The 21,245-nt window shown below is 37.7% G+C and carries 18 protein-coding genes and 2 pseudogenes; 12 read left to right on the top strand and 8 right to left on the bottom strand.

The features are described 5' to 3' along the window. The first annotated feature begins 9 nt into the window (after nt 1–9). Nucleotides 10–390 (top strand): hypothetical protein, encoded by a 381-nt coding sequence (locus tag C8K15_RS04310; RefSeq protein WP_108585203.1) that lies wholly within the window; start codon nt 10–12, stop codon nt 388–390. A 39-nt stretch (nt 391–429) separates the two neighbouring features. Here the strand turns inward: C8K15_RS04310 and C8K15_RS04305 are convergent, their stop codons facing one another. Beyond that, nucleotides 430–1,206, bottom strand: a complete 777-nt coding sequence (locus tag C8K15_RS04305) for an enoyl-CoA hydratase-related protein (RefSeq protein WP_108585202.1) — start codon at nt 1,204–1,206, stop codon at nt 430–432. Between the two features lie 116 nt (nt 1,207–1,322). Here C8K15_RS04305 and C8K15_RS04300 point away from each other — a divergent pair, with 116 nt between their 5' ends. Both C8K15_RS04300 and C8K15_RS04295 read left to right on the top strand, forming a co-directional pair. Next, entirely contained in the window at nt 1,323–2,945 is a 1,623-nt protein-coding gene (locus C8K15_RS04300; RefSeq protein WP_108585201.1) for an ABC1 kinase family protein, read from the top strand. A gap of 199 nt (nt 2,946–3,144) precedes the next feature. Continuing rightward, a complete protein-coding gene (locus tag C8K15_RS04295; RefSeq protein WP_108585200.1) occupies nt 3,145–3,510 on the top strand; it encodes a YhjD family protein in 366 nt (121 codons plus the stop codon). Nucleotides 3,511–3,573: 63 nt separating this feature from the next. Here the strand turns inward: C8K15_RS04295 and C8K15_RS04290 are convergent, their stop codons facing one another. Next, nucleotides 3,574–4,122: a competence protein ComK gene (locus C8K15_RS04290; RefSeq protein ID WP_108585199.1), complete on the bottom strand. Its 549-nt coding sequence runs from the start codon at nt 4,120–4,122 to the stop codon at nt 3,574–3,576. Between the two features lie 187 nt (nt 4,123–4,309). Here C8K15_RS04290 and C8K15_RS04285 point away from each other — a divergent pair, with 187 nt between their 5' ends. From C8K15_RS04285 to C8K15_RS04270, 4 genes are all read left to right on the top strand, one after another. Next, complete coding sequence (locus tag C8K15_RS04285; RefSeq protein WP_108585198.1) at nt 4,310–4,549, top strand: IDEAL domain-containing protein; 240 nt, start codon at nt 4,310–4,312, stop codon at nt 4,547–4,549. Between the two features lie 568 nt (nt 4,550–5,117). Then, nucleotides 5,118–7,100: an excinuclease ABC subunit UvrB gene (gene uvrB / locus C8K15_RS04280; RefSeq protein ID WP_108585197.1), complete on the top strand. Its 1,983-nt coding sequence runs from the start codon at nt 5,118–5,120 to the stop codon at nt 7,098–7,100. A 6-nt stretch (nt 7,101–7,106) separates the two neighbouring features. Beyond that, entirely contained in the window at nt 7,107–10,007 is a 2,901-nt protein-coding gene (uvrA, locus tag C8K15_RS04275) for an excinuclease ABC subunit UvrA (RefSeq protein WP_108585196.1), read from the top strand. Between the two features lie 79 nt (nt 10,008–10,086). Continuing rightward, the gene (locus C8K15_RS04270; protein WP_108585195.1) at nt 10,087–11,247 is read left to right on the top strand and encodes a DUF4097 family beta strand repeat-containing protein; all 1,161 of its coding nucleotides are present in this window, start codon (nt 10,087–10,089) and stop codon (nt 11,245–11,247) included. Between the two features lie 199 nt (nt 11,248–11,446). Here C8K15_RS04270 and C8K15_RS21310 read toward each other — a convergent pair. Both C8K15_RS21310 and C8K15_RS04260 read right to left on the bottom strand, forming a co-directional pair. Continuing rightward, nucleotides 11,447–11,551: pseudogene (locus C8K15_RS21310) on the bottom strand (HAD hydrolase family protein); the annotation flags it as partial. A gap of 21 nt (nt 11,552–11,572) precedes the next feature. Beyond that, nucleotides 11,573–12,190 carry a cyclase family protein gene (locus tag C8K15_RS04260; RefSeq protein ID WP_108585194.1) on the bottom strand — a complete coding sequence of 206 codons (618 nt, stop codon included), beginning with the start codon at nt 12,188–12,190 and terminating at the stop codon, nt 11,573–11,575. Nucleotides 12,191–12,725: 535 nt separating this feature from the next. Between C8K15_RS04260 and zwf the strand changes: the two genes are divergently transcribed. The 3 genes and pseudogenes from zwf to C8K15_RS04245 all read left to right on the top strand — a co-directional run bounded on the left by zwf (nt 12,726) and on the right by C8K15_RS04245 (nt 16,259). Next, a complete protein-coding gene (gene zwf, locus C8K15_RS04255) occupies nt 12,726–14,180 on the top strand; it encodes a glucose-6-phosphate dehydrogenase (RefSeq protein ID WP_108585193.1) in 1,455 nt (484 codons plus the stop codon). 192 nt (nt 14,181–14,372) lie between these two features. Beyond that, nucleotides 14,373–14,781, top strand: a pseudogene (locus C8K15_RS04250) (phosphogluconate dehydrogenase (NAD(+)-dependent, decarboxylating)); the annotation flags it as partial. A 140-nt stretch (nt 14,782–14,921) separates the two neighbouring features. Continuing rightward, nucleotides 14,922–16,259: a glucose-6-phosphate isomerase gene (locus C8K15_RS04245; RefSeq protein WP_108585192.1), complete on the top strand. Its 1,338-nt coding sequence runs from the start codon at nt 14,922–14,924 to the stop codon at nt 16,257–16,259. 200 nt (nt 16,260–16,459) lie between these two features. Here the strand turns inward: C8K15_RS04245 and C8K15_RS04240 are convergent, their stop codons facing one another. The 3 genes from C8K15_RS04240 to hxlA form a co-directional block, all read right to left on the bottom strand. Then, nucleotides 16,460–17,452, bottom strand: a complete 993-nt coding sequence (locus tag C8K15_RS04240; protein ID WP_108585191.1) for a Gfo/Idh/MocA family protein — start codon at nt 17,450–17,452, stop codon at nt 16,460–16,462. Nucleotides 17,453–17,624: 172 nt separating this feature from the next. After that, nucleotides 17,625–18,182 (bottom strand): 6-phospho-3-hexuloisomerase, encoded by a 558-nt coding sequence (hxlB, locus tag C8K15_RS04235; protein WP_108585190.1) that lies wholly within the window; start codon nt 18,180–18,182, stop codon nt 17,625–17,627. Between the two features lie 8 nt (nt 18,183–18,190). Beyond that, the gene (gene hxlA, locus C8K15_RS04230; protein WP_108585189.1) at nt 18,191–18,823 is read right to left on the bottom strand and encodes a 3-hexulose-6-phosphate synthase; all 633 of its coding nucleotides are present in this window, start codon (nt 18,821–18,823) and stop codon (nt 18,191–18,193) included. 184 nt (nt 18,824–19,007) lie between these two features. On the opposite strand from hxlA, the gene hxlR reads away from it, so the two are divergent. After that, complete coding sequence (gene hxlR, locus C8K15_RS04225) at nt 19,008–19,373, top strand: transcriptional activator HxlR (RefSeq protein WP_108585188.1); 366 nt, start codon at nt 19,008–19,010, stop codon at nt 19,371–19,373. A 225-nt stretch (nt 19,374–19,598) separates the two neighbouring features. Here the strand turns inward: hxlR and C8K15_RS04220 are convergent, their stop codons facing one another. Beyond that, on the bottom strand, nt 19,599–20,144 hold the full coding sequence (locus C8K15_RS04220) for an N-acetylmuramoyl-L-alanine amidase (protein ID WP_108585187.1): 546 nt from the start codon (nt 20,142–20,144) through the stop codon (nt 19,599–19,601). Between the two features lie 143 nt (nt 20,145–20,287). Between C8K15_RS04220 and hprK the strand changes: the two genes are divergently transcribed. Next, nucleotides 20,288–21,223, top strand: coding sequence for an HPr(Ser) kinase/phosphatase (hprK, locus tag C8K15_RS04215; protein ID WP_108585186.1), 936 nt, complete (start codon nt 20,288–20,290; stop codon nt 21,221–21,223). The last annotated feature ends 22 nt before the right edge of the window (nt 21,224–21,245 follow it).

The raw sequence follows: 21,245 nt of genomic DNA, 5'->3' as shown, positions 1-21,245 counted from the left end.
GGCTGTGCAATGAAAAAGTTTACTTTGTGGCTCTGTGCGATATTGGTGGTTTTCTTTGCACTTATAGGTTTTCGCTACGGACATTTATTAACGAAAGATGAAGGAACGATTCGTCTTGTTGCCGCTATCTCTATCCTAGATTCCACTTCCCGTGACTTTGTGAAATTCGATGAAACAATTTTCGTTACGCGGTACGTTTCTGAAAACAGCGGTGAATCGAGATATGATGTTATCAAAAAAGTCTTGAGCGACTTAGGTTGGACTTACAAAACCCAAGAAGGAGCAGCGCTCTTCTTTCAAAAAGATAAAGACATCATCTTTGTTGAGACGAAGCTTTTTACGGGGAATTATTTTTTATGGGATGTGCCGATGGAAGCAAGTGAAAAATAAAAAGCGATTGTAGAAGCTCAGCTCTACAATCGCTTTTTGTTATTTCCCTTTAAAAATCGGTTTACGTTTTTCACCAAAAGCAATAAGTGCTTCGACACGGTCTTCTGTCGGAATTGTTATTTCATAAGCTTTGCGTTCAATGTTTAAGCCTGTATGTAAATCAGCGTTCATGCCGTGTTTAATGGCAAATTTCGCTTGTTGCAAAGCAATCGGTCCGTTTGCAAGCATTAAATCAGCAAACTTTCCAGTCTCGTCTAGTAAACTTTCTCGAGAAACCACTTTAGTTAACATGCCATAAGCCAAAGCTTCTTCTGCTTTCAAACGACGAGCTGTTAAGATTAATTCTAATGCTTTAGCTTCACCGATTAAGCGAGGTAAACGTTGTGTACCCCCTGCTCCTGGAATGATGGCTAAGCTTGTTTCAGTTAACCCTAGGACAACATCGTCTGCTGCAATACGGAAATCACATGCAAGAGCAAGTTCCATGCCGCCACCAAAAGCGTAGCCGTTCATCATAGCGATAGTAGGTTGTGGTAAATTTTCAATTGTTGAAAACACTTCGCCTATTTTGTATATATTACGTTTCACTTTTTGCTCTGTTAGTGTTTTACGTTCTTTTAAATCGGCACCCACGCTGAAGGCTTTTTCCCCAGCCCCAGTGAAAACAACGACACGAATGTCTGGGTTAATACGGATGGACTCTGCTATTTGACCAAGTTCACTCAACATTTCATAGTTAAAAGCGTTCATCGACTCAGAACGGTTTAATGTGACGATGGCTAAATTCCCCTTTTGTTCATAATGGACCGCTTCCATAATAAATCCCCCTTATAATATTCACAATTTAGAAAGTTTTTCTCATACAAAACATATCACTATTTGGACGTTGTTGCCATCACTCCTTATAATGGAGGTCAGAGGAGGCGCTTGAAATGGATCGTTTAGCAATTTATCGGATCTATCGCATTGTGTGGATGTCCGTAAAGTTTTTTTCACAAGTAACACTTTTTCAGCGCCGCTATAAAGGCCGATGGACACCAGTTATAAACGAAAAATGGGAACGATTGGTTACAAAACAAGCGAAAGAATATAAACGTACCGCTCTTAAACTAGGTGGATTAATGATTAAGATGGGACAATTCTTATCAACACGTGCAGACATTATGCCACCATCGTTTATTGCAGAGCTAGAAGGGTTAACAGACCGAGTCCCGGCTGTTCCAAGAAAAGATGCAATTGCTCTACTAGAAGAAGAATGGAATACATCACATAACGATTATGTCGAAAACCTCTCTGATAAACCGGTCGCTTCTGCTTCTATTGGGGAAGTCTACAAAGGGTCACTTAAAGACGGTACACCTGTTGCAATTAAAATTCAACGTCCAGATATTGACCGGATTTTACGGGCGGATTTCCGTGCAATGAAAATCGTCATTTGGTTAGTGAAACGCTTTACGGCTTTTGGCAAACAAATCGATTTTAATCTTTTGTATAGTGAAATGATTAATACTATTGGTGCGGAGCTTAATTTTTTACAAGAATTACGCAATGGACGCAGTTTTGCAGATCGTTTTGAAGAGATGCCGGGTGTCTGTTTTCCTGTGTATTACGACGAGTTCTCTACGCGACGTGTCCTAGTAATGGAATGGATTGAAGGTGCACGTATTACTGATCTAGCATTTATCGACGCGAATGAATTAACTCGTCGTGACTTATCGGAGCGATTGTTCAGGTTGTTTTTAGAACAAGTACTGGATGGTGGACAATTCCATGCTGATCCACACGGTGGAAATATACTAATTAAACCAGATGGTACCATCGTGTTGATCGATTTTGGAATGGTTGGGTCCATTAGTAAAGAAGAAGCACGTTCCGTATTAAAAGTTGTGGAAGGCATCCTTTTCAAACACTTTGATCAAGTAATCGATGGATTAGAAGAGTTGAGATTCTTGTTGCCACATGCGGATCGTCGATTACTTGCTGATGCGATTTCTAGAGTGGTGGCAGCATATGAGTCACAAGAATTGACCCAAATGGACAGTTTTGTTGTTGACCGATTGTTAGCTGATATTAAAAGAATTGTACGGACACAACCGGTACAGCTTCCTGCAGAGTTTGCTTTTTTTGGACGCGCTGTTTCTACGTTCGTAGGTGTTCTCCATGTGTTAGATCCGAAGGTGGATTTACTGGCAATTGCACGTCCTCGCGTTTTGGAGTGGGTAGCGATGCAAAAAGGTGGAGAAACGTCATTTTCAAAAGATGATGCACTGCGCATTGCCTTAAATGCAATTGGCCCATTACGTGCCATCCCTCAAAAAATACTAAGCTACCTTGATGAACCTACACGCATGAGGGAATACATGCAAATCCGAGATGCAGGTCTGGAAGTAGAGCGCTCTAGACTGCAAACACGTATGTTTGCAGGAATTGTTTCGGTGGTATCTTTAGCAACCACATTCTTTGGAGTGTGGAATGAACATATTCCACTAATTGCCACATCTGGATTTTTCTTTATCGTAGCAATCTTTGTTTTTAAAGGGAAATCACCTAAATAATAAAAAGCCATCTCTTTGTAGATGGTTTTTTTTGATGTCTTTTTAAGCTGGATGACTCTAGCTATCTCACATACAAGTTAACTTGAAGTGAGATATACCAAGGCTTTGAATGAAAAATACCCTAAATTCCCACTTGTAATTTCTTGAAATAAGCGTACAATATAAAATACGAACAAACGTTCTTGAAGGAGGCTAGAACATGCCACTCATTCCATCCGAAAGTTTACCTTATTTCGAGAAAATGATTTATTTGCCGATGGTATTAACCATTTTGGAGCGTGATCGAGAAATCGTTGAAAAAAGCCCGTTCAAACTGAAGAGACCTTATGTTGCGATGATTGACCATGCAGTAAAAGAAGGGCAGCGGGAACTAAAAGATACTAAGCTCTATTTGCGCCAACATAACATGAAAGTCATTCGTGGCAATCGCGACGATACCTTTACCGAATACGTTTTCTTCCACAGTGGATACGAAGAGCATCGTCGGTACTTAAACGTAAGATTGCGGAATCGAGTGGAGGAATTGCTTGGCGTGTATTTATCGATTGCCAAACAAGCGAATTGAGGGAAGTAACGAAGGTGCAAGTCATAATAAAAAGCCCTTTAGCGAAGGGCTTAAGTCTATGTATCATCTCTTAGGATTTTTTCGAGTTGGCGTATATGTAAGTTTTGATTGGGAAAAGGGATGATTCATCATGTCACGCGTTTTTTGAAAATGATTTGTCAAGAAATAGGAAAGAACAAATTGCCTGCACATCGTAGAATGAGAAACATTTACTGGTAGAACTTGAGAATTAGTGAAATGTACCAAACATTGACTGTGCGAATTAATGGAATAGCGATCAACAGCAGAAAAAGAAATCCAAATATTCCCTTCAGATTCAGCGGAAAGTGTAGGCATCATAATTAAAGGGACTCCAAAATCATGTGAAATCATGAGAGGAAGTTTGTGTAAACGTCCAATGGATTCTCGTGAAAAAAAAGTAGCGTGTTTATAAGAAGTTCCATAAAAAACGAGTGATTTCTTTATTATTGCACTAGGTTTCATTTTGACAAGAAATTCAGTATGATTTTCGATGACTCTAGTATAGAGATTATTCTCTATCCAAATTGGTACAAGTGCAATTGTATTGAATGAAACTAGGTAATTAGATGTTGCGGAAAACTTTTCCCCCATGTATTCACTCCCCTATTATTAGACTACAAACCCTATTATAGAGAAAATTGGTAATTAATCAACACTAATTTCCTAATAATTATAAATATTTAGAAAAAAATAAAACATGTTGAATTTTCAGAAAAAACATTTGCAACTTCCACCCGTTATTACTTATAATAGAAAAAAGGCATCCGAGGTGATTGCAATGGATAAGTATTATTCATATGCTGATTTTCTAAAAGCGATGGGGCGAAATCAAACAGTTAGTGAAGCGGAAAAACTGTTGAACGAAATCTACATGGATTTATTTTTAAACCATGTACATAGAGAACAACGAAAAGACCGTTTATTGACTCTCATTGATAATGCGCTCGATCAAAAAGATAAAGGATCGTTTGTGGCGTACACAAACGAACTATGTCAGTTGCAGCAAGATAGTGTGTAATTTTGATTCCATAGATCGTGAATCATCCGCTCTTTTCGAAGAGCGGATTTTCTTTATGTCCAAGTCGAATCTGCTCATAAGGCGTTCTTTACCTTTCAGTGTCTAGTTCCAAAGCACAGCTCGCACCTCCGCTTAGGCCCACGGGAAGTGGGTCATGAAGGCGTCGCGACAAGATTTCTTAGCACTGCATTTTGCGATGAGTAACCGCAGGAGCACGATGTCACGAAGTTAGCCTTCCTTCCTATAACTCATGCGAAAACGAGTTTTCTATTCAGTTCTTCCAGCGCCGGCGTCAACTTAAGACACCCAGCTCCACTTTTCTTTTTGTCTAGCTTCAAGCGTCAGCCCGCACCTAAGCTTCAGAGACTCATTCGGAAACGGGTTTCCGATTCGCTTCTTCCAGCACCGGTGTCGAGCTAACTAGGCGCGCTACACTTTTCTTTCGAAAAACATACGTTCGCTTTTTGTTCGTATTCAAATGGGGAATATGATAAAATATGAACAATACTGAAAATAAACGAAAAGAATAAAAAAAATTGATTTAAGCGTTTAAGTTAGGAGAGAAACCATGAAACAATCTTTTGATTTACAGGCGCCATATAAACCAGATGGAGACCAACCGCAGGCGATTAGGGAATTGGTAAAAGGAATTGAAGAAGGTCGGAAATATCAAACATTGCTTGGTGCGACAGGAACAGGTAAAACATTTACCGTATCGAATGTAGTAACCGAAATTAAAAAGCCGACATTGGTCATGGCTCATAATAAAACCCTTGCCGGACAACTATATAGTGAGTTTAAAGAATTTTTTCCAAACAATGCGGTGGAGTACTTCGTTAGTTTCTACGATTACTATCAACCAGAAGCATATGTACCTCAAACAGATACGTACATTGAAAAAGATTCAAGTATTAATGAAGAAATTGATAAGTTGCGTCACTCTGCGACCTCGGCCTTATTTGAACGAGATGATGTATTAATAGTTGCATCTGTTTCATGTATATATGGTTTAGGGAATCCTGAGGAATATCGTGATATGGTGTTGTCCCTCCGTATGGGAATGGAAATTGAACGCAATCAGTTGCTTCGTAAATTAGTCGATATTCAATATGAACGAAATGATATGAACTTTGTGCGTGGAAAGTTCCGAGTGCGTGGAGATGTCGTTGAAATTTTCCCAGCTTCTCGAGATGAACGTTGTATTCGTGTTGAGTTTTTCGGAGACGAAATTGACCGAATTCGTGAAGTCGATGCTTTAACTGGTGAAATCATCGGTGAACGGGAACACGTCGCCATCTTCCCGAACTCCCACTTCGTAACACGTGAAGAAAAATTGCTAGTAGCGATTGAAAATATTGAAGTTGAATTAGAGCAGCAATTAAAAGTGCTTCGAGGCGAAGATAAGTTACTAGAAGCGCAGCGACTAGAACAACGGACTCGCTACGACTTAGAGATGATGCGAGAAATGGGCTTTTGTTCAGGGATAGAAAACTACTCGCGACATTTAACACTCCGTGAGGCAGGGGCAACTCCTTATACATTATTAGATTACTTCCCAGACGACTTCTTAGTGGTTGTCGATGAAAGCCATGTAACATTACCTCAAGTGCGCGGGATGTTCAATGGAGACCAAGCACGTAAAAAAATGTTAGTAGAACATGGTTTCCGTTTACCATCTGCAATGGATAACCGACCGTTAACATTCCAAGAATTTGAGGGACACATGAAACAAGCGATTTTCGTTTCAGCTACACCAGGACCTTATGAACTGGAGCACACACCAGAGATGGTGGAGCAAATAATTCGACCAACAGGACTCATAGATCCAACAATCGACGTTCGCCCAATTGAAGGGCAAATTGATGATTTAATTGATGAAATTCGTCAACGGGCTGAACTTAACGAACGTGTGCTTGTTACTACGTTAACGAAAAAAATGTCCGAGGATTTAACGGATTACTTAAAAGAAATCGGAATTAAAGTTAACTACTTACATTCAGAAATTAAAACACTTGAGCGAATAGAAATTATTAGAGAACTTCGAATGGGAACGTATGATGTGTTAGTAGGAATTAATTTACTTAGAGAAGGTCTAGATATTCCAGAAGTTTCACTCGTGGCAATACTTGATGCGGATAAAGAAGGATTTTTACGTTCAGAACGTTCACTGATCCAAATCACCGGGCGAGCAGCGAGAAACTCCAGTGGACACGTTATAATGTATGCTGATCGCATGACGGATTCAATGACAAAAGCAATTGGAGAAACAGAACGTCGCCGCAACATTCAAATCGCCTATAACGAAAAACATGGAATTACACCAAAAACGATTCAAAAGAAAATTCGCGATGTTATTCGTGCATCTCATAATGCTGAAGAAACAACAACTTATATGGAAAAAGTGACAAAAGGTAAGAAATTAACAAAAGATGAAAAAGAAACTTTATTGTTAACACTTGAAAAAGAAATGAAAGATGCAGCGAAGGCACTCGATTTCGAGCGTGCAGCAGAACTGCGTGATACGATTTTGGAACTGAAAGTGGAAGGATGAAGACATTTGAAAAATCAAGAAATTCGCATAGAAGGTGCACGTGCACACAATTTGAAAAACGTCAGTTTAACCATTCCACGCGATAAACTTGTTGTTATGACAGGTTTATCAGGTTCTGGTAAATCTTCACTTGCTTTCGATACTATATATGCAGAAGGTCAACGACGTTACGTAGAGTCGTTATCATCTTATGCACGCCAGTTTTTAGGACAAATGGACAAACCAGATGTGGATGTAATAGAAGGTTTGTCACCTGCTATTTCGATTGATCAAAAAACAACAAGTCGTAACCCCCGTTCTACAGTGGGTACTGTAACCGAGATTTACGATTATTTACGATTGTTATTTGCTCGTGTAGGAAAGCCGATTTGTCCAAATCACGGTATCGAAATTTCTTCTCAAACGATTGAACAAATGGTTGATCGGTTGATGGAATTCCCAGAACGCACGCGTATGCAAATATTAGCTCCTATTGTATCTGGTCGAAAAGGGACACATGCCAAAATGCTTGAAGATGTTAAGAAACAAGGATATGTACGTGTACGTGTAAACGGAGATTTAATGGATTTAGATGATGATATTAATTTGGATAAAAATAAAAAGCATGACATTGAAATTGTGATTGACCGTGTTGTCATGAAAGAAGATATTGCCCCGAGGCTGGCAGATTCTTTAGAAGCAGCACTAAGACTAGCCGATGGACGTGTTTTAATCGATGTCATGGAACACGAATTATTGCTGTTTAGTGAACATCATGCTTGTCCGATTTGTGGATTTTCTATAGGTGAACTAGAACCACGTATGTTTTCATTCAACAGTCCTTTTGGTGCATGTCCAGAATGTGATGGGCTGGGTTCGAAGCTTGAAGTTGACCCAGACCTCGTCATTCCTGATTGGTCGAAATCTTTAAGTGAAGGTGCAATTGTTCCATGGGAACCAACAAGTTCACAGTACTATCCACAATTATTAGCGGCTGTGTGCAAACATTATAAAATCAACATGAATAAGCCTGTTGCAAAACTGCCAAAAGACCAAATGGATAAAATTCTTCATGGATCTGGTACAGACAAAATTCGATTCCGTTACGAAAATGATTTTGGACAAGTCCGAGATAATCAAATTTATTTTGAAGGAATATTAAAAAATATCGAACGCCGATATAAAGAAACGTCTTCAGATTATATTCGTGAGCAAATGGAAAAATATATGGCACAACAAGACTGTCCAACATGTACAGGGTATCGCTTAAAACCTGAAACATTAGCTGTAAAAGTGGCATCACTTCATATAGGTCAAGTAACGTCATTTTCTATTGAAGAAGCGGATGCATTTTTCAAATCATTAGAGTTATCCGAAAAAGATATGCAAATTGCACGTCTCATTTTACGTGAACTTCATGAACGCTTAGGGTTCCTTATTAATGTAGGTTTAGACTACTTAACATTAAATAGAGCTGCGGGTACATTATCCGGTGGTGAAGCACAGCGAATTCGTTTAGCGACTCAAATCGGTTCACGTTTAAGTGGAGTCCTATACATTTTAGATGAGCCTTCGATTGGATTACATCAACGAGATAACAACCGCTTAATTGAAACTCTTAAAAATATGCGGGATATTGGCAACACGTTAATTGTAGTTGAACATGATGAAGACACAATGATGGCTGCAGATTATTTAATAGATGTAGGTCCAGGGGCTGGAGTTCATGGTGGTGAGATTGTAGCAGCGGGAACGCCGACTCAAGTCATGAAGAGTTCGAAATCGATTACTGGTCAGTATTTAAGTGGAAAGAAATTTATTCCTCTACCTAGTGAACGTCGTAAACCAGATGGTCGAATGATTTCGATAAAAGAGGCAACAGAAAATAACTTAAAAAATGTGACGGTGGATATCCCATTGGGTGTCTTTACTTCTGTTACAGGTGTATCCGGTTCAGGAAAAAGTACGTTAATCAATGAAATTTTGCATAAATCACTTGCACAGAAATTAAATCGTGCAAAGGCAAAGCCTGGAAAACATAAAGAAGTAACAGGAATTGAACAGCTTGAAAAGGTTATCGATATTGACCAATCCCCTATAGGACGAACGCCTAGATCAAATCCAGCAACCTATACAGGAGTTTTTGATGATATTCGTGATGTATATGCATCGACGAATGAAGCGAAAGTCCGTGGCTACAAAAAAGGCCGCTTCAGTTTCAACGTCAAAGGTGGTCGCTGTGAAGCTTGTCGAGGAGACGGGATTATTAAAATCGAAATGCATTTCTTGCCAGACGTCTATGTACCTTGTGAAATTTGTCACGGCAAACGTTATAACCGTGAAACATTAGAAGTAAAATACAAAGGTGAAAACATTGCTGATGTATTAAAAATGACTGTTGAGGATGCGGTAAAATTCTTTGAAAATATACCAAAGATTAATCGTAAACTTCAGACGATTGTCGATGTTGGACTAGGGTATATGACGCTTGGTCAACCAGCGACGACGTTATCTGGTGGTGAAGCACAACGTGTGAAACTGGCATCTGAGTTACACAAACGCTCGAACGGCAAATCTTTCTATATTTTAGATGAGCCGACAACTGGATTACATGCACATGATATTGCACGGTTACTTATAGTCTTACAACGATTAGTAGAGAGCGGTGACACGGTTCTTGTTATTGAACATAATTTAGATGTAATCAAAACATCAGATTACGTTATTGACCTTGGCCCTGAAGGTGGCGACAAAGGTGGAACGATTTTAGCTATCGGAACTCCTGAAGAAATTGCGAAAGTTGAAAACTCTTATACAGGTCACTATTTAAAACCAATACTTGAACGTGACAGCCTGCGAATGGAAGAGAAAATCGCAAAAGCATCATCGAAAAGAAAGACGAAAAAAGAAACAGTTTCCTTAAAATGAAACCTTTCTAGTTAATTATCCGTATGTATAAGGGAAGAACAAAGTACCGCGCAAAGCGGCTTTGAAGGAGGCCAAATATATGCAAGAAGAACGTAAACGCATTTTAGATTCAGTCGAAAAAGGGACGATATCTGCTCAAGAAGCGTTAATATTGCTAGAGGCTCTAGGTAATGAGGGGACGAAACCACTAGCATCATCATTTGCTAGTACAGGTCAGTCTGAATCAAAAACTCATTCAACACACTCGAATTCAGAAACACACAACAAGAAATCCACCTCCTCTCAAGCAGAAGATTTTATGGACGATATTAAACGAGATTTCACTCAATTCAGTGACCGCTTCATGCAGTTTATGCAAACAACTGTTGGGAAAATGAAATCATTTGATTTCGATATGCCATTTGGTGAACCGAATGAATTTCACCACACCGATACGAAAGAAAACGTTGATTTTAAAGAGATTTCCGTTGATATAGCCAATGGTAAATTCGAAATATATCCATCACAAGATGGGCAAGTACGTGCAGAATGTCATGTGAAGGTCTACCGTTCATCTTCTGAAGAAGATACAAAGAAAGAATTTCTTGAGAAGTTTGTATTTGTGGTTGATCAACAACGATTACGAATCATTAGTGATTTAAAAACAACGTCTGTAAATGTTGTTTTATATGTACCTACAAAACTGTACGATTCAATTTCAGTTCGATTATTTAATGGTTCATTTATCGGAAAACATTTAGAAGTGGATCGTCTGAAAGTGAAGACAGCGAATGGCAAGATTGAACTGAAAGATGTTCAACTCGAAGATGGAGAAATTCAAACTGCAAATGGCGCGATTCTGATAAAAGACGCTAAAGGGAATAAAATTGATGCTGAAACGATCAATGGGAAAATATATATCGATGGTCATTTAGTAGACATTGAGGCTCAATCGGTTAACGGAAATGTCGTCGTTACGACGAAAAATCCTGATGCTCGTAAAATTGAAGGACGCGCGGTAGCTGGGGCAGTAGAAATATATATTCCTTCCACAGTTGGTCTACAAGGCGAAATAGCTTCTAACTTTGGGAAAATGGATGTTGCATTACCCGATGTAACACGAGTAAATGAACAAGAGCATTTCTTACAAAAAAACATTCGTTTTACAAAAGAAATTGCAGAATCTACTGTTGCTCCTCTCTATATTAAAGGTGAAGCCAAAACCGGTTCAGTTCTCGTTCGTTACATCTCTTCTGAATAATGCGAAAATAAGCTAATTCCTCTAAGGGAATTAGCTTATTTTTTTGTTTTTACACACCATCGTTCATTAATAGAAAACATGATGAACTCTTATTTTATAATCACGCCCATAGGCTCTAAAATGAATTTTTCTATCACATGGCGTACGCCCTCTTCGTTGTTGGTGAGGGAGATATATTCAGCGATTTCTTTCAATTCCATTACCCCATTACCCTTTGCAATGCTTGACCGGCAGTCTTAATAAGTTCGAAATCATTGTGGTTGTCACCTATACCGATAATTTCCGATCGATCGATGCCAAGCTTTTGTGCAAGGAATAGAGAAGCTTATCTTAATCCCTCAAATAACAACACTCTTGCAGGTGAACCGTCTGTACCCACTAATTTAAGTGGTGCAGCAACCATAAAATATTCCCCTTGATTAATTTCCTTTAAGCGAAGTCCTTCAATAATAATAATTTTTTTTGCAAATAATGTTTTATGGGTTGGATGCCCTTCTTGACTTCTTTCGATACCAAGTGTATCTATTCCTACACCTCGTACACCTAACTGAGTAAGATATTCTGCTCCGTCTTGTGCAAGATAAATGAAATCAAAATTAAATGTTTCCTCATAAGAATTTTTCGTTTTTAAAAAAACAAAATCGTCTTTTTGAATCTCGAATTTTTCTAAATCCTTTTTCGAAATTCCATCGTCCACTTGTGTTAAATCGAAAACTTTACATTGCCCCACAAGATCGTCCATTGCGATCGTTTCAAACGTATCGCCACCTACAACCATGTGAAGTGGTGCATCAATATGTGTACCTGTATGTACATCTAACTCAAGCCGAGTTTCCGTGACATATCCAGTCGTTACTTGATTCAATTTTGGTTGTTTTTCCGGTTTATTTTTGTAAACGGTCATTTCTTCATAAATTGTTCCTGTTACATCATACATTTTCATTTTATCAGCACATCCTAAATTTATTTTCTTCAAAAGCAATAAGGTTATCCTCGCATGTTCTTTATTAAGCTGTCTAGTAAAACTACTTTGTCAATTGAATAAAGCAGTGTAATATATTAATGGTTTCTCGCTTTTTGACTCTTGGCATGAATAGTGTAGTGTTTATCTCCACTGATTGGGTATATTACGACTGTACAAGTAATAGTCAATTTTTAATATCGCATGTTCTTTTGATAAGAGTATTCTTTTTAATAATATTTTCCCCCGAGATACTTAAGCATTAACAACATATGACCTTTAATAGCTATTTGGAAAATACAGTATATTTTTAGTTACTATATATGTTAAAAGTAACTAGCTGATAATAAAGTGCGTACTTACAAAAAATGATTATAGATATTATACTTACTTCTGTACTAAAAATACGACTCAGGATAGGTTAACGAAAAGTCGTAATACTGGTTTTTTATAAAATAAAAAGAATATAAACATTTTTCGAGTTGAGGAATGTTTTGAAAAGTGGAGGAATAAAAAAGTGGATTCTATGACTTTTGTTTTATTTGGGGCTACAGGGGATTTAGCTAAGAGAAAAATCTACCCAGCCTTGTTTAATTTATTTCTAAATAAAAAATTGCCGGATTCTTTTTTGATTGTTGGTGTGGGAAGAAGCGAAATAACTGATGATGATTTTCAAACACGCGTAAAAGAATCGTTAATAATTTACTCTAGACATTTGATAAATGACAAATCCCAAATAAAAGAGTTTATCAGGGCATTTCGTTATAGCCGTTTAAATGTAACGAATGCTGAAGAATATAACAATTTACTTGAACTAGTTCAACAAAGTGAAAAAGAAAGAAAAATTACAGAAAATCGAATGTTTTATCTATCAGTTGCCCCTGAATTTTTTGATGTAATTGCATCGAACATCAAGGAGAGTGGATTAAGCTCAACGAATGGATGGAAACGATTGATTATCGAAAAACCATTTGGGCATGACTTGAAATCTTCACAACATTTAAACGAAAAATTAAGCAATGCTTTTGAAGAAGACGAAATTTACCGGATAGATCATTATCTTGGAAAGCCGATGGTTCAAAACCTTGAAGCCTTAGGATTTGCCAACCCTATTCTTCAAGCATTATGGAACAATCAGCATATAGCCAATGTCCAGATTACCGCTAGTGAGACGGTTGGTGTAGAAGGCAGAGCTGGTTATTATGACAAAGTCGGTGCGATTCGTGACATGGTTCAAAATCATATGCTACAACTTCTGATGATGACGGCTATGCACCTCCCGACACAGATAATTTCCACAGACATTCGTTATGAAAAAATAAAAGTCATGGAATCTCTCCGACCATTGCAAAAAAATGAGGTAGTTGGGCACGTGGTTCGCGGACAATATGATCAAGGAGAAATCCAGGGTGAACCCGTAATTGGATATAGTGAAGAACCTGGCGTCAATGCTTCTTCCAAAAACGATACATTTGTGGCTGCTCGTTTATGGATTGATAATACTTTCTGGGATGGCGTGCCGTTCTATATCCGGACTGGAAAAAGAATGAAGGAAAAATCAACACGGATTGTGATTGAATATAAAAATCCATTAAAGAATTTGTATAGAAACGAAAACCAAAATGCTGAACCCAATCTATTGGTTATCAATATAAGTCCAAATGAAGGTGTATCGATGCAATTAAATAGCAAAAACCCTGTAAACGGAAAATTAGAACCAATAATTGTTGACTTTATAGCGAGTGAAAAAGATGTCCCCGAAGCGTATGAACTTTTAATTTTTGATGCACTTCGTGGAGACTCTAACTTCTTCGCCCATTGGAATGAAGTTGAATTATCTTGGAAATGGGTACAACCTATTTTAGAGGCGTTTGAGGAAAATATTCTTCCACTCCATCCATATCAATCAGGTTCGATGGGACCAGAATCTTCTAATAGATTATTGAAAGAGGACGGATTTAAATGGTGGTAGAATACAAATTAATAGAAAACATCATTCCGGTCTAATGATTGGCTGTTGGGATAAAAAAAGCTATAAACCAATAAAAAGCACATGATTTTATCAAGAAGTTTTCGTTAATGAAGATATTTCGGCTTAATTGGTTTGGGAAAATGGGATTAAATTTAGGTCAAAACTTGTTGGACCGCAAGCATAATGTAGTAAGCAGGCAGCGGCCACTTCTTGAAAATGGTCCATAATGGAATAGAATACGGGATGATGGCTGCTATTGGTGAAGGATTTGAACTTTTGGAAAAAAGTGAATTCGACTATGACTATGAAAAAGTTGCAGGCGTGTGGAATAATGGTTCAGTAATCTGTTCATGGCTAATGGAATTAACACAAAATGCGTTCTCCAAAGATGCAAAATTAGATGAAATTAAAGGGATTATGCATTCTTCCGGCGAAGGTAAATGGACAGTCGAAACAGCCTTGGACTTACAAACTACGACTCCTGTAATCGCTATGGCTTATTGATGCATTATCGTTCGTTGGAAAACGATACTTTTACAGGTAAGTTGTAGCAGCTCTACGAAACGAATTTGGCGGACATGCTGTAGAAAAGAAGGCATAATATGAAACTTCAAATGAGGGATGAGTCAATAACGCCTACTGTTAGTTGAACAAACAGCTATATCCAGAAAAGATTTAAATAATAAACGGATAAATACCAGATAGAATAATAACTAGTTCATTCGAAAGGGGAAAAAATGTATGACTGTTTCTTTTGATTACACGAATGCTTTATCATTTATGGAAAAAAGTGAAGTGGATAATCTAAGTGAATTTGTAAAAGTGGCACATAATATGCTTCATGAAAAGAAAGGTCCAGGTTCTGATTATCTTGGTTGGGTTGATTTACCACTCAATTATGATAAGGATGAATTTGTGAGAATCAAACAAGCAGCAGAGAGAATCAAGAACCAATCAGATGCTCTTATTGTAATCGGTATTGGTGGTTCTTATCTAGGTGCTAGAGCGGCCATTGAGGCTCTGTCTCATAGTTTTCATAACCAAATGAATAATAACACCCAAGTTTATTTTGCTGGTCAAAATATCAGCTCTACTTATCTAACCCATTTATTTGAGTTATTAGAAGGCAAAGATATCTCTGTCAATATCATTTCTAAATCAGGAACAACTACAGAACCAGCCCTTGCTTTCCGTATTTTCCGTGATTATATGGAGAAAAAATATGGAAAAGAAGAGGCGAAAAATCGTATTTTCGCTACCACGGATCAGTCAAAAGGCGCATTAAAAGAGCTTGCGGATAAAGAAGGCTATGAAACCTTTGTTATTCCTGATGATGTAGGCGGAAGATATTCTGTTCTTACAGCAGTTGGTCTTTTACCGATTGCTGTAGCAGGACTAAATATTGATCAAATGATGGAAGGGGCAGCAGCTGCTGCTCTTAAATACAACAATCCCGATCTCTTTACTAATGCTAGTTATCAGTATGCTGCAGTTCGAAATGCACTTTACAATAAAGGGAAAGTCATTGAATTACTTGTTAACTATGAGCCTTCACTTCATTATGTATCTGAATGGTGGAAACAGTTATTTGGCGAAAGTGAAGGAAAAGATCAAAAAGGTCTTTTTCCTGCTGCGGTTGATTTTTCAACCGATTTGCATTCGATGGGGCAATATGTTCAGGAAGGTAGACGGAACCTTCTAGAGACGGTTCTTCAGGTGAAGAAACCTCGAATTGAAATGATAATTCAAGAGGATCCCGAAGATACTGATGGATTAAATTTCTTGGCTGGTAAGACGATGGATGAAGTCAACAAAAATGCATTCCAGGGTACATTGTTAGCACATATAGACGGTGGAGTTCCTAATCTAGTAATTGAATTTGATGAATTGAATGAATACACTTACGGTGAGATGGTTTACTTTTTTGAAAAAGCCTGCGGGATAAGCGGATATTTGCTTGGAGTGAACCCGTTTGATCAACCTGGAGTCGAGGCATACAAGAAGAATATGTTTGCTTTACTTGGTAAACCGGGTTTTGAAGCTGAGAAAATTGCTCTTATGAAGCGTTTAACCAAATAACATTTTCATACTCGATATCATTCAGTAATATAGAAGACGAACATGATAAAACACTAATGAAGAGATTAAAATAGAAAAAGTCATGTTAGCAACTTTCCAATTGTTGCTAACATGACTTTTTTTAATAAGGACTATAAAAACTACTTTTTTGAAAAAAGGGTATAGCAGAAATTCTTCTTTTTTTACAAGCAATTAACTTTTTAGGTTAATTTTTTATCACTTGGATATTTAAGACCTATTTCAGCTCGCACTCTATCTATTACTAGCATCGTGGTATAAGAGTTTTTATGTGAGTTTATATCGGATTCCATTTTCCCTTGGTTGATTAACTCAACAAATTCTTTCACTTCATAATACATAGAGGGATGTGATTGTTCTATAGGTAATTGTTCGGTAGTCCCGTCATTGTAACGGATTACTATTTTTTCAGGAGAGCTAATTTTATCAATTATCATGCTGCCGTTTTCGCCTTGAATTTCGCTTGGTAAAGAAGAATTGGATATTTTAGAATACATGACAACCGCATCTTTATCGTCATATCTTAGAACGACGCTACCTTCACCATCTACACCTGAATCAAGCATTATGCCAGTTGCTTTTACTTCATTGGGTTCACCAAACAAAGTGATAAGTGGATACAAACAATAAACACCAAGGTCCATTAATGCACCATTCGCAAACTTTGGATTAAAAGCATTGAGTACAATTCCTTCTTTGAATTTATCATAACGAGAAGAATACTGACAATAACTAGCAAAGTATCTACGAATCGTACCAATTTTATTTAAGTTGTCTTGAATGGCCTTGAACCCAGGAAGTAATGTTGATTTCATAGCTTCCATTAATAGGACATTATGATCTTTTGCAGCTTGGATCATCTTGTTTACTTCGGCTGCATTGGCTGCCAATGGTTTTTCACATAATACATGTTTGCCATTTTGTAAAAATAAAATAGCTTGTTCAGAGTGAAATGAGTTGGGAGTAGCAATATACACCGCGTCAATTTCTTCACTACCTGCCATTTCTTCTAGGTTTGTAAATAGTTTTGTTATTCCGTAGTTGCTTGCAAATTTTTCTGCCTGCTCACTAGTGCGAGAATAAACTGCTGTTAGTTCAGAACCTTCTACAGCACTTGCTGCTTCAAGTAATCTTTCTGTAATCATATTAGTACCAATTACGCCGATTCGAACCATTTAACCAACCTCTTTTCTTTGTTTCACACTTTTTATTATAGACTTCACCATTGCTTAATTATATATAGAAATCCTTCATCTAATATAATCTCATGCAGACATGCATTAAAGACCACAAATTTCTAAAAGAAATTAATGCGGTCTTCATGTCTACATATTTTTTTATTGAAATCTACTCGAGATTGGCATGTTTGCCATACATTTTATTAGAGTCTAATCCTTTTTTCTCCATGATACGCAAAATTAATGCATCGTAAAATAATAACATTGTTTGCTCAAAAAGTGACCCCATCGGTTGTATGGTCATGTATTCACTTTCTGATTTATCTTTTGGTGAACCAGGCAATTTAACTATAATGTCAGCTGATTTCCCAATCGTGGATTCAGGGAAAATCGTTACAGCTGCGACTGTCCCACCTAAGCCTTTTGCCTTTTCTGCTATTGAGACCAAGGTTTTCGTTTCACCAGAACCAGAACCAATGATTAACAGATCGTCTTTTTCTAAATTAGCTGTTACGGTTTCACCGACTACATAGGCATCAATCCCCATGTGCATCATTCGCATCACAAAAGACTTGCCCATAAATCCAGATCGACCCGCCCCAACCAGAAAAACTTTCTTTGATTCAAGAATCTTGTTTACCAGTTTTTCAGCCTCTTCATCAGCAATCAAGTCGACTGTCTGGTTTAACTCTTTTATGATTTTAGCTAAATATTGAGTCGCCTGCATATTGGTCACTACCCTTGTTTAATCATTTTTTGCATTTGAGCTGCTACAGCTTTTTTATCTTCCTTGCCAGTGATCCCGCCACCTACGATGATAAGATCCGGTTGAGCTTTAATAACTTCCGGAAGTGTTTCCATTTTGATTCCGCCTGCAATTGCAGTTTTCGCATTTTTAACAACACTCTTGATGGTTGCAAGGTCTTCGAAAGAATTTTGTCCGACAGCTTGAAGATCATAACCAGTATGAACACAGATATAGTCTACATTAAGTTCATCAAGTTCTTTTGCACGTGTTGCAATATCTTTTACAGCAATCATATCAACAAGGATTTGTTTTCCTTGTTTTTTTGCTTCTTCGACAGCACCTTTGATGGACTCGTCTTCTGCAGCACCAAGAATTGTAATGATGTCAGCGCCTGCAGCAGCAGCTTGGCTTACTTCATATCCAGCAGCATCCATGATTTTAAGATCAGCCAAAACAGTCAGGTTAGGGAATGTAGCTTTCATTTCTTTAACCGCTCTAAGACCTTCATTTATTACAACCGGTGTGCCAATTTCTACTACATCAATGTACTCTCCTACTTCTTTGACCAATTCGATTGCTCCTTGAGTATCTACAAGATCTATAGCTAATTGAAGTTTCATATTTATCTCTCCCAATAATATATTTTTTTGTACGTAACATTAGTGAATCCAGTTACTGGATATTTACTACCAATGCTAGGTTTAGTATACTTAGTATGTTATCGCATTGAAAGTACGCACTTTTTTTATATATAGTGCTAAAAAGTATACTATTGTATTCCATAAGGATTTGGAGGAGAAGTGAATGCCGAATTTAGGGGAGAAAATGTTTAATTGTGAAAAAGAATTAACTCTTTCTGTTATTGGTGGAAAATGGAAAATGCTTATATTGTGGCATCTAGGTAAGGAAGGAACGAAACGGTTTGGTGAACTTAAGACCCTCATTCCGGGTATTACACAAAGGATGCTTGTCAATCAATTACGCGAACTGGAAGATCATTTGATCATACATCGTGAAGTCTATCCTGTTGTTCCACCGAAAGTTGAATACTCACTTACTGAGCAGGGAAGAAGTCTAATGCCGATTCTGGATGCTATGTATGATTGGGGGAAAAATTATATTGAGAACGTTTTGGAAGAGGAAACGGAAAACAAGGATTCCATACAATAGAAAAAGAATGTTCTCTTGAAGATTCGAAAACGCATGCTGCAGTTTTAAAACACGGTTAGCCCTTTTAAAAAGGTGCTGGCCGTGTTTTTTGTATTAAAGACGTAAAATATTTGAAGTTGTACTTTATATAGAAGTTATTTAAGCTCTTATGATTTAAGAATGAACAAAAAAACCGAATATCGGGTAAGTGAATAGCCGATGTTCGGAAAAAGGATTCTTGCTATTTTATGTCAAACAACATAGGACACCAAAAGCAATTGCTTGTGCACATTGTTGTTGATAATCTGTACTCTTTAATAATTTCGCTTCCTCTGTATTGGTCATAAATCCACACTCAATTAAAATAGCCGGCATGGTCGTTTCACGCAGTACTGCAAAATTGCCTTTTTTAATTCCGCGATCTTTTCTGTAGGTGCGCATTTGCAATGCTTGCTGAACATGGGTTGCCATTATTACTGAAGCTTTACTAGGTTGTAAACATGTGTAGGTTTCAATTCCATTTGCTGTATTCCAGTCTGTTCCATACGCATTCGCATGAATCGAGATAAATGCATCCACCTTTAATTTGTTTGCTAAAGAAATTCTCTCCGACAGAGCCACGTCTCGGCTATTATCATGAGAAAAGATGACCGTAAGCCCTTCGGCAGTTAAAAGTTTCTTGACTCGAATAGCTACAGCTTCATTAAACATGAATTCTCTAAGTGTTCCATCAGGCGTTCGTTTGCCAGCTGTATGTGGTCCATGTCCTGCATCAACAATAATTTTCTGCATTGTACATCCCTCCTACAGCTTAAATAGGAAGAAATACTGGAAAAGAGACAACGTAAAGAGAAATTCATTTCAATTTTCAGTCCGCATGATAAAATAAAGAACATATCGGTTAATTCGATTTTCGAAGAAAGTAGGTGATGTTTTTGGAGCAAGTGACTACGAAAGACGTTATGGAAATGTTTGATTTAAAACTTGTTAGTGGTCAAGAGGGCATCGGCAGACATATCGCCATCAGTGATATTTCACGTCCTGGTTTAGAAATGGCTGGTTATTTTACACACTATCCTGCTAACCGCGTCCAACTACTTGGCAAAACAGAACTATCATTTTATGATATGTTGTTGCCTCATGAACGAATAGATCGAATGAAAAAATTATGTTCACCTGAAACACCTGCAATTATCATTTCGCATGATATGAAGGTACCAGAAGAATTAAAGATTGCTTCAAATGAAGAACATGTGCCCGTCCTCACAGCCAAAATGGCCACCACTCGTTTTTCAAGTTTGCTGACAAACTTTCTTGAAAGTAAACTAGCACCTACGACAGCAGTACATGGTGTCCTTGTGGATATTTATGGTGTAGGAATCTTAATTACTGGGAAAAGCGGTGTGGGTAAAAGTGAGACGGCATTGGAACTTGTGAAAAGGGGCCATCGACTCGTTGCTGATGATTGCGTGGAGATTAGACAAGAAGCAGAAAATACGCTGATTGGAAATGCCCCAAAACTTATTGAACATTTACTTGAAATTCGTGGAATTGGAATTATCGACATTATGACTTTATTTGGCGCTAGTGCCGTGCGTAGTTTTAAACGAATTTCAATTGTTATTGATTTAGAAATTTGGGATAAAAACAAGACATATGACCGACTAGGAATCGAAGAAGAGAAAATGAAAATTATCGATACAGATTTGACTAAAATGACAATTCCCGTTCGACCTGGTCGAAACTTAGCAGTTATTATTGAAGTAGCAGCTATGAATTACCGTTTGAAACGAATGGGTGTCAATGCTGCAGAAGAATTCTCCAACCGTTTAAATGATGTGATTAGTCAAAACGAAGATGCTACATATTAAAGTCAACAGTATGGAAGGGGTA

Source organism: Paenisporosarcina sp. OV554, assembly GCF_003058165.1.
Classification (GTDB): domain Bacteria; phylum Bacillota; class Bacilli; order Bacillales_A; family Planococcaceae; genus Paenisporosarcina.
The sequence above is the reverse complement of the archived record's forward strand: the minus strand, read 5'-3'. Positions and strand labels throughout refer to the sequence as shown.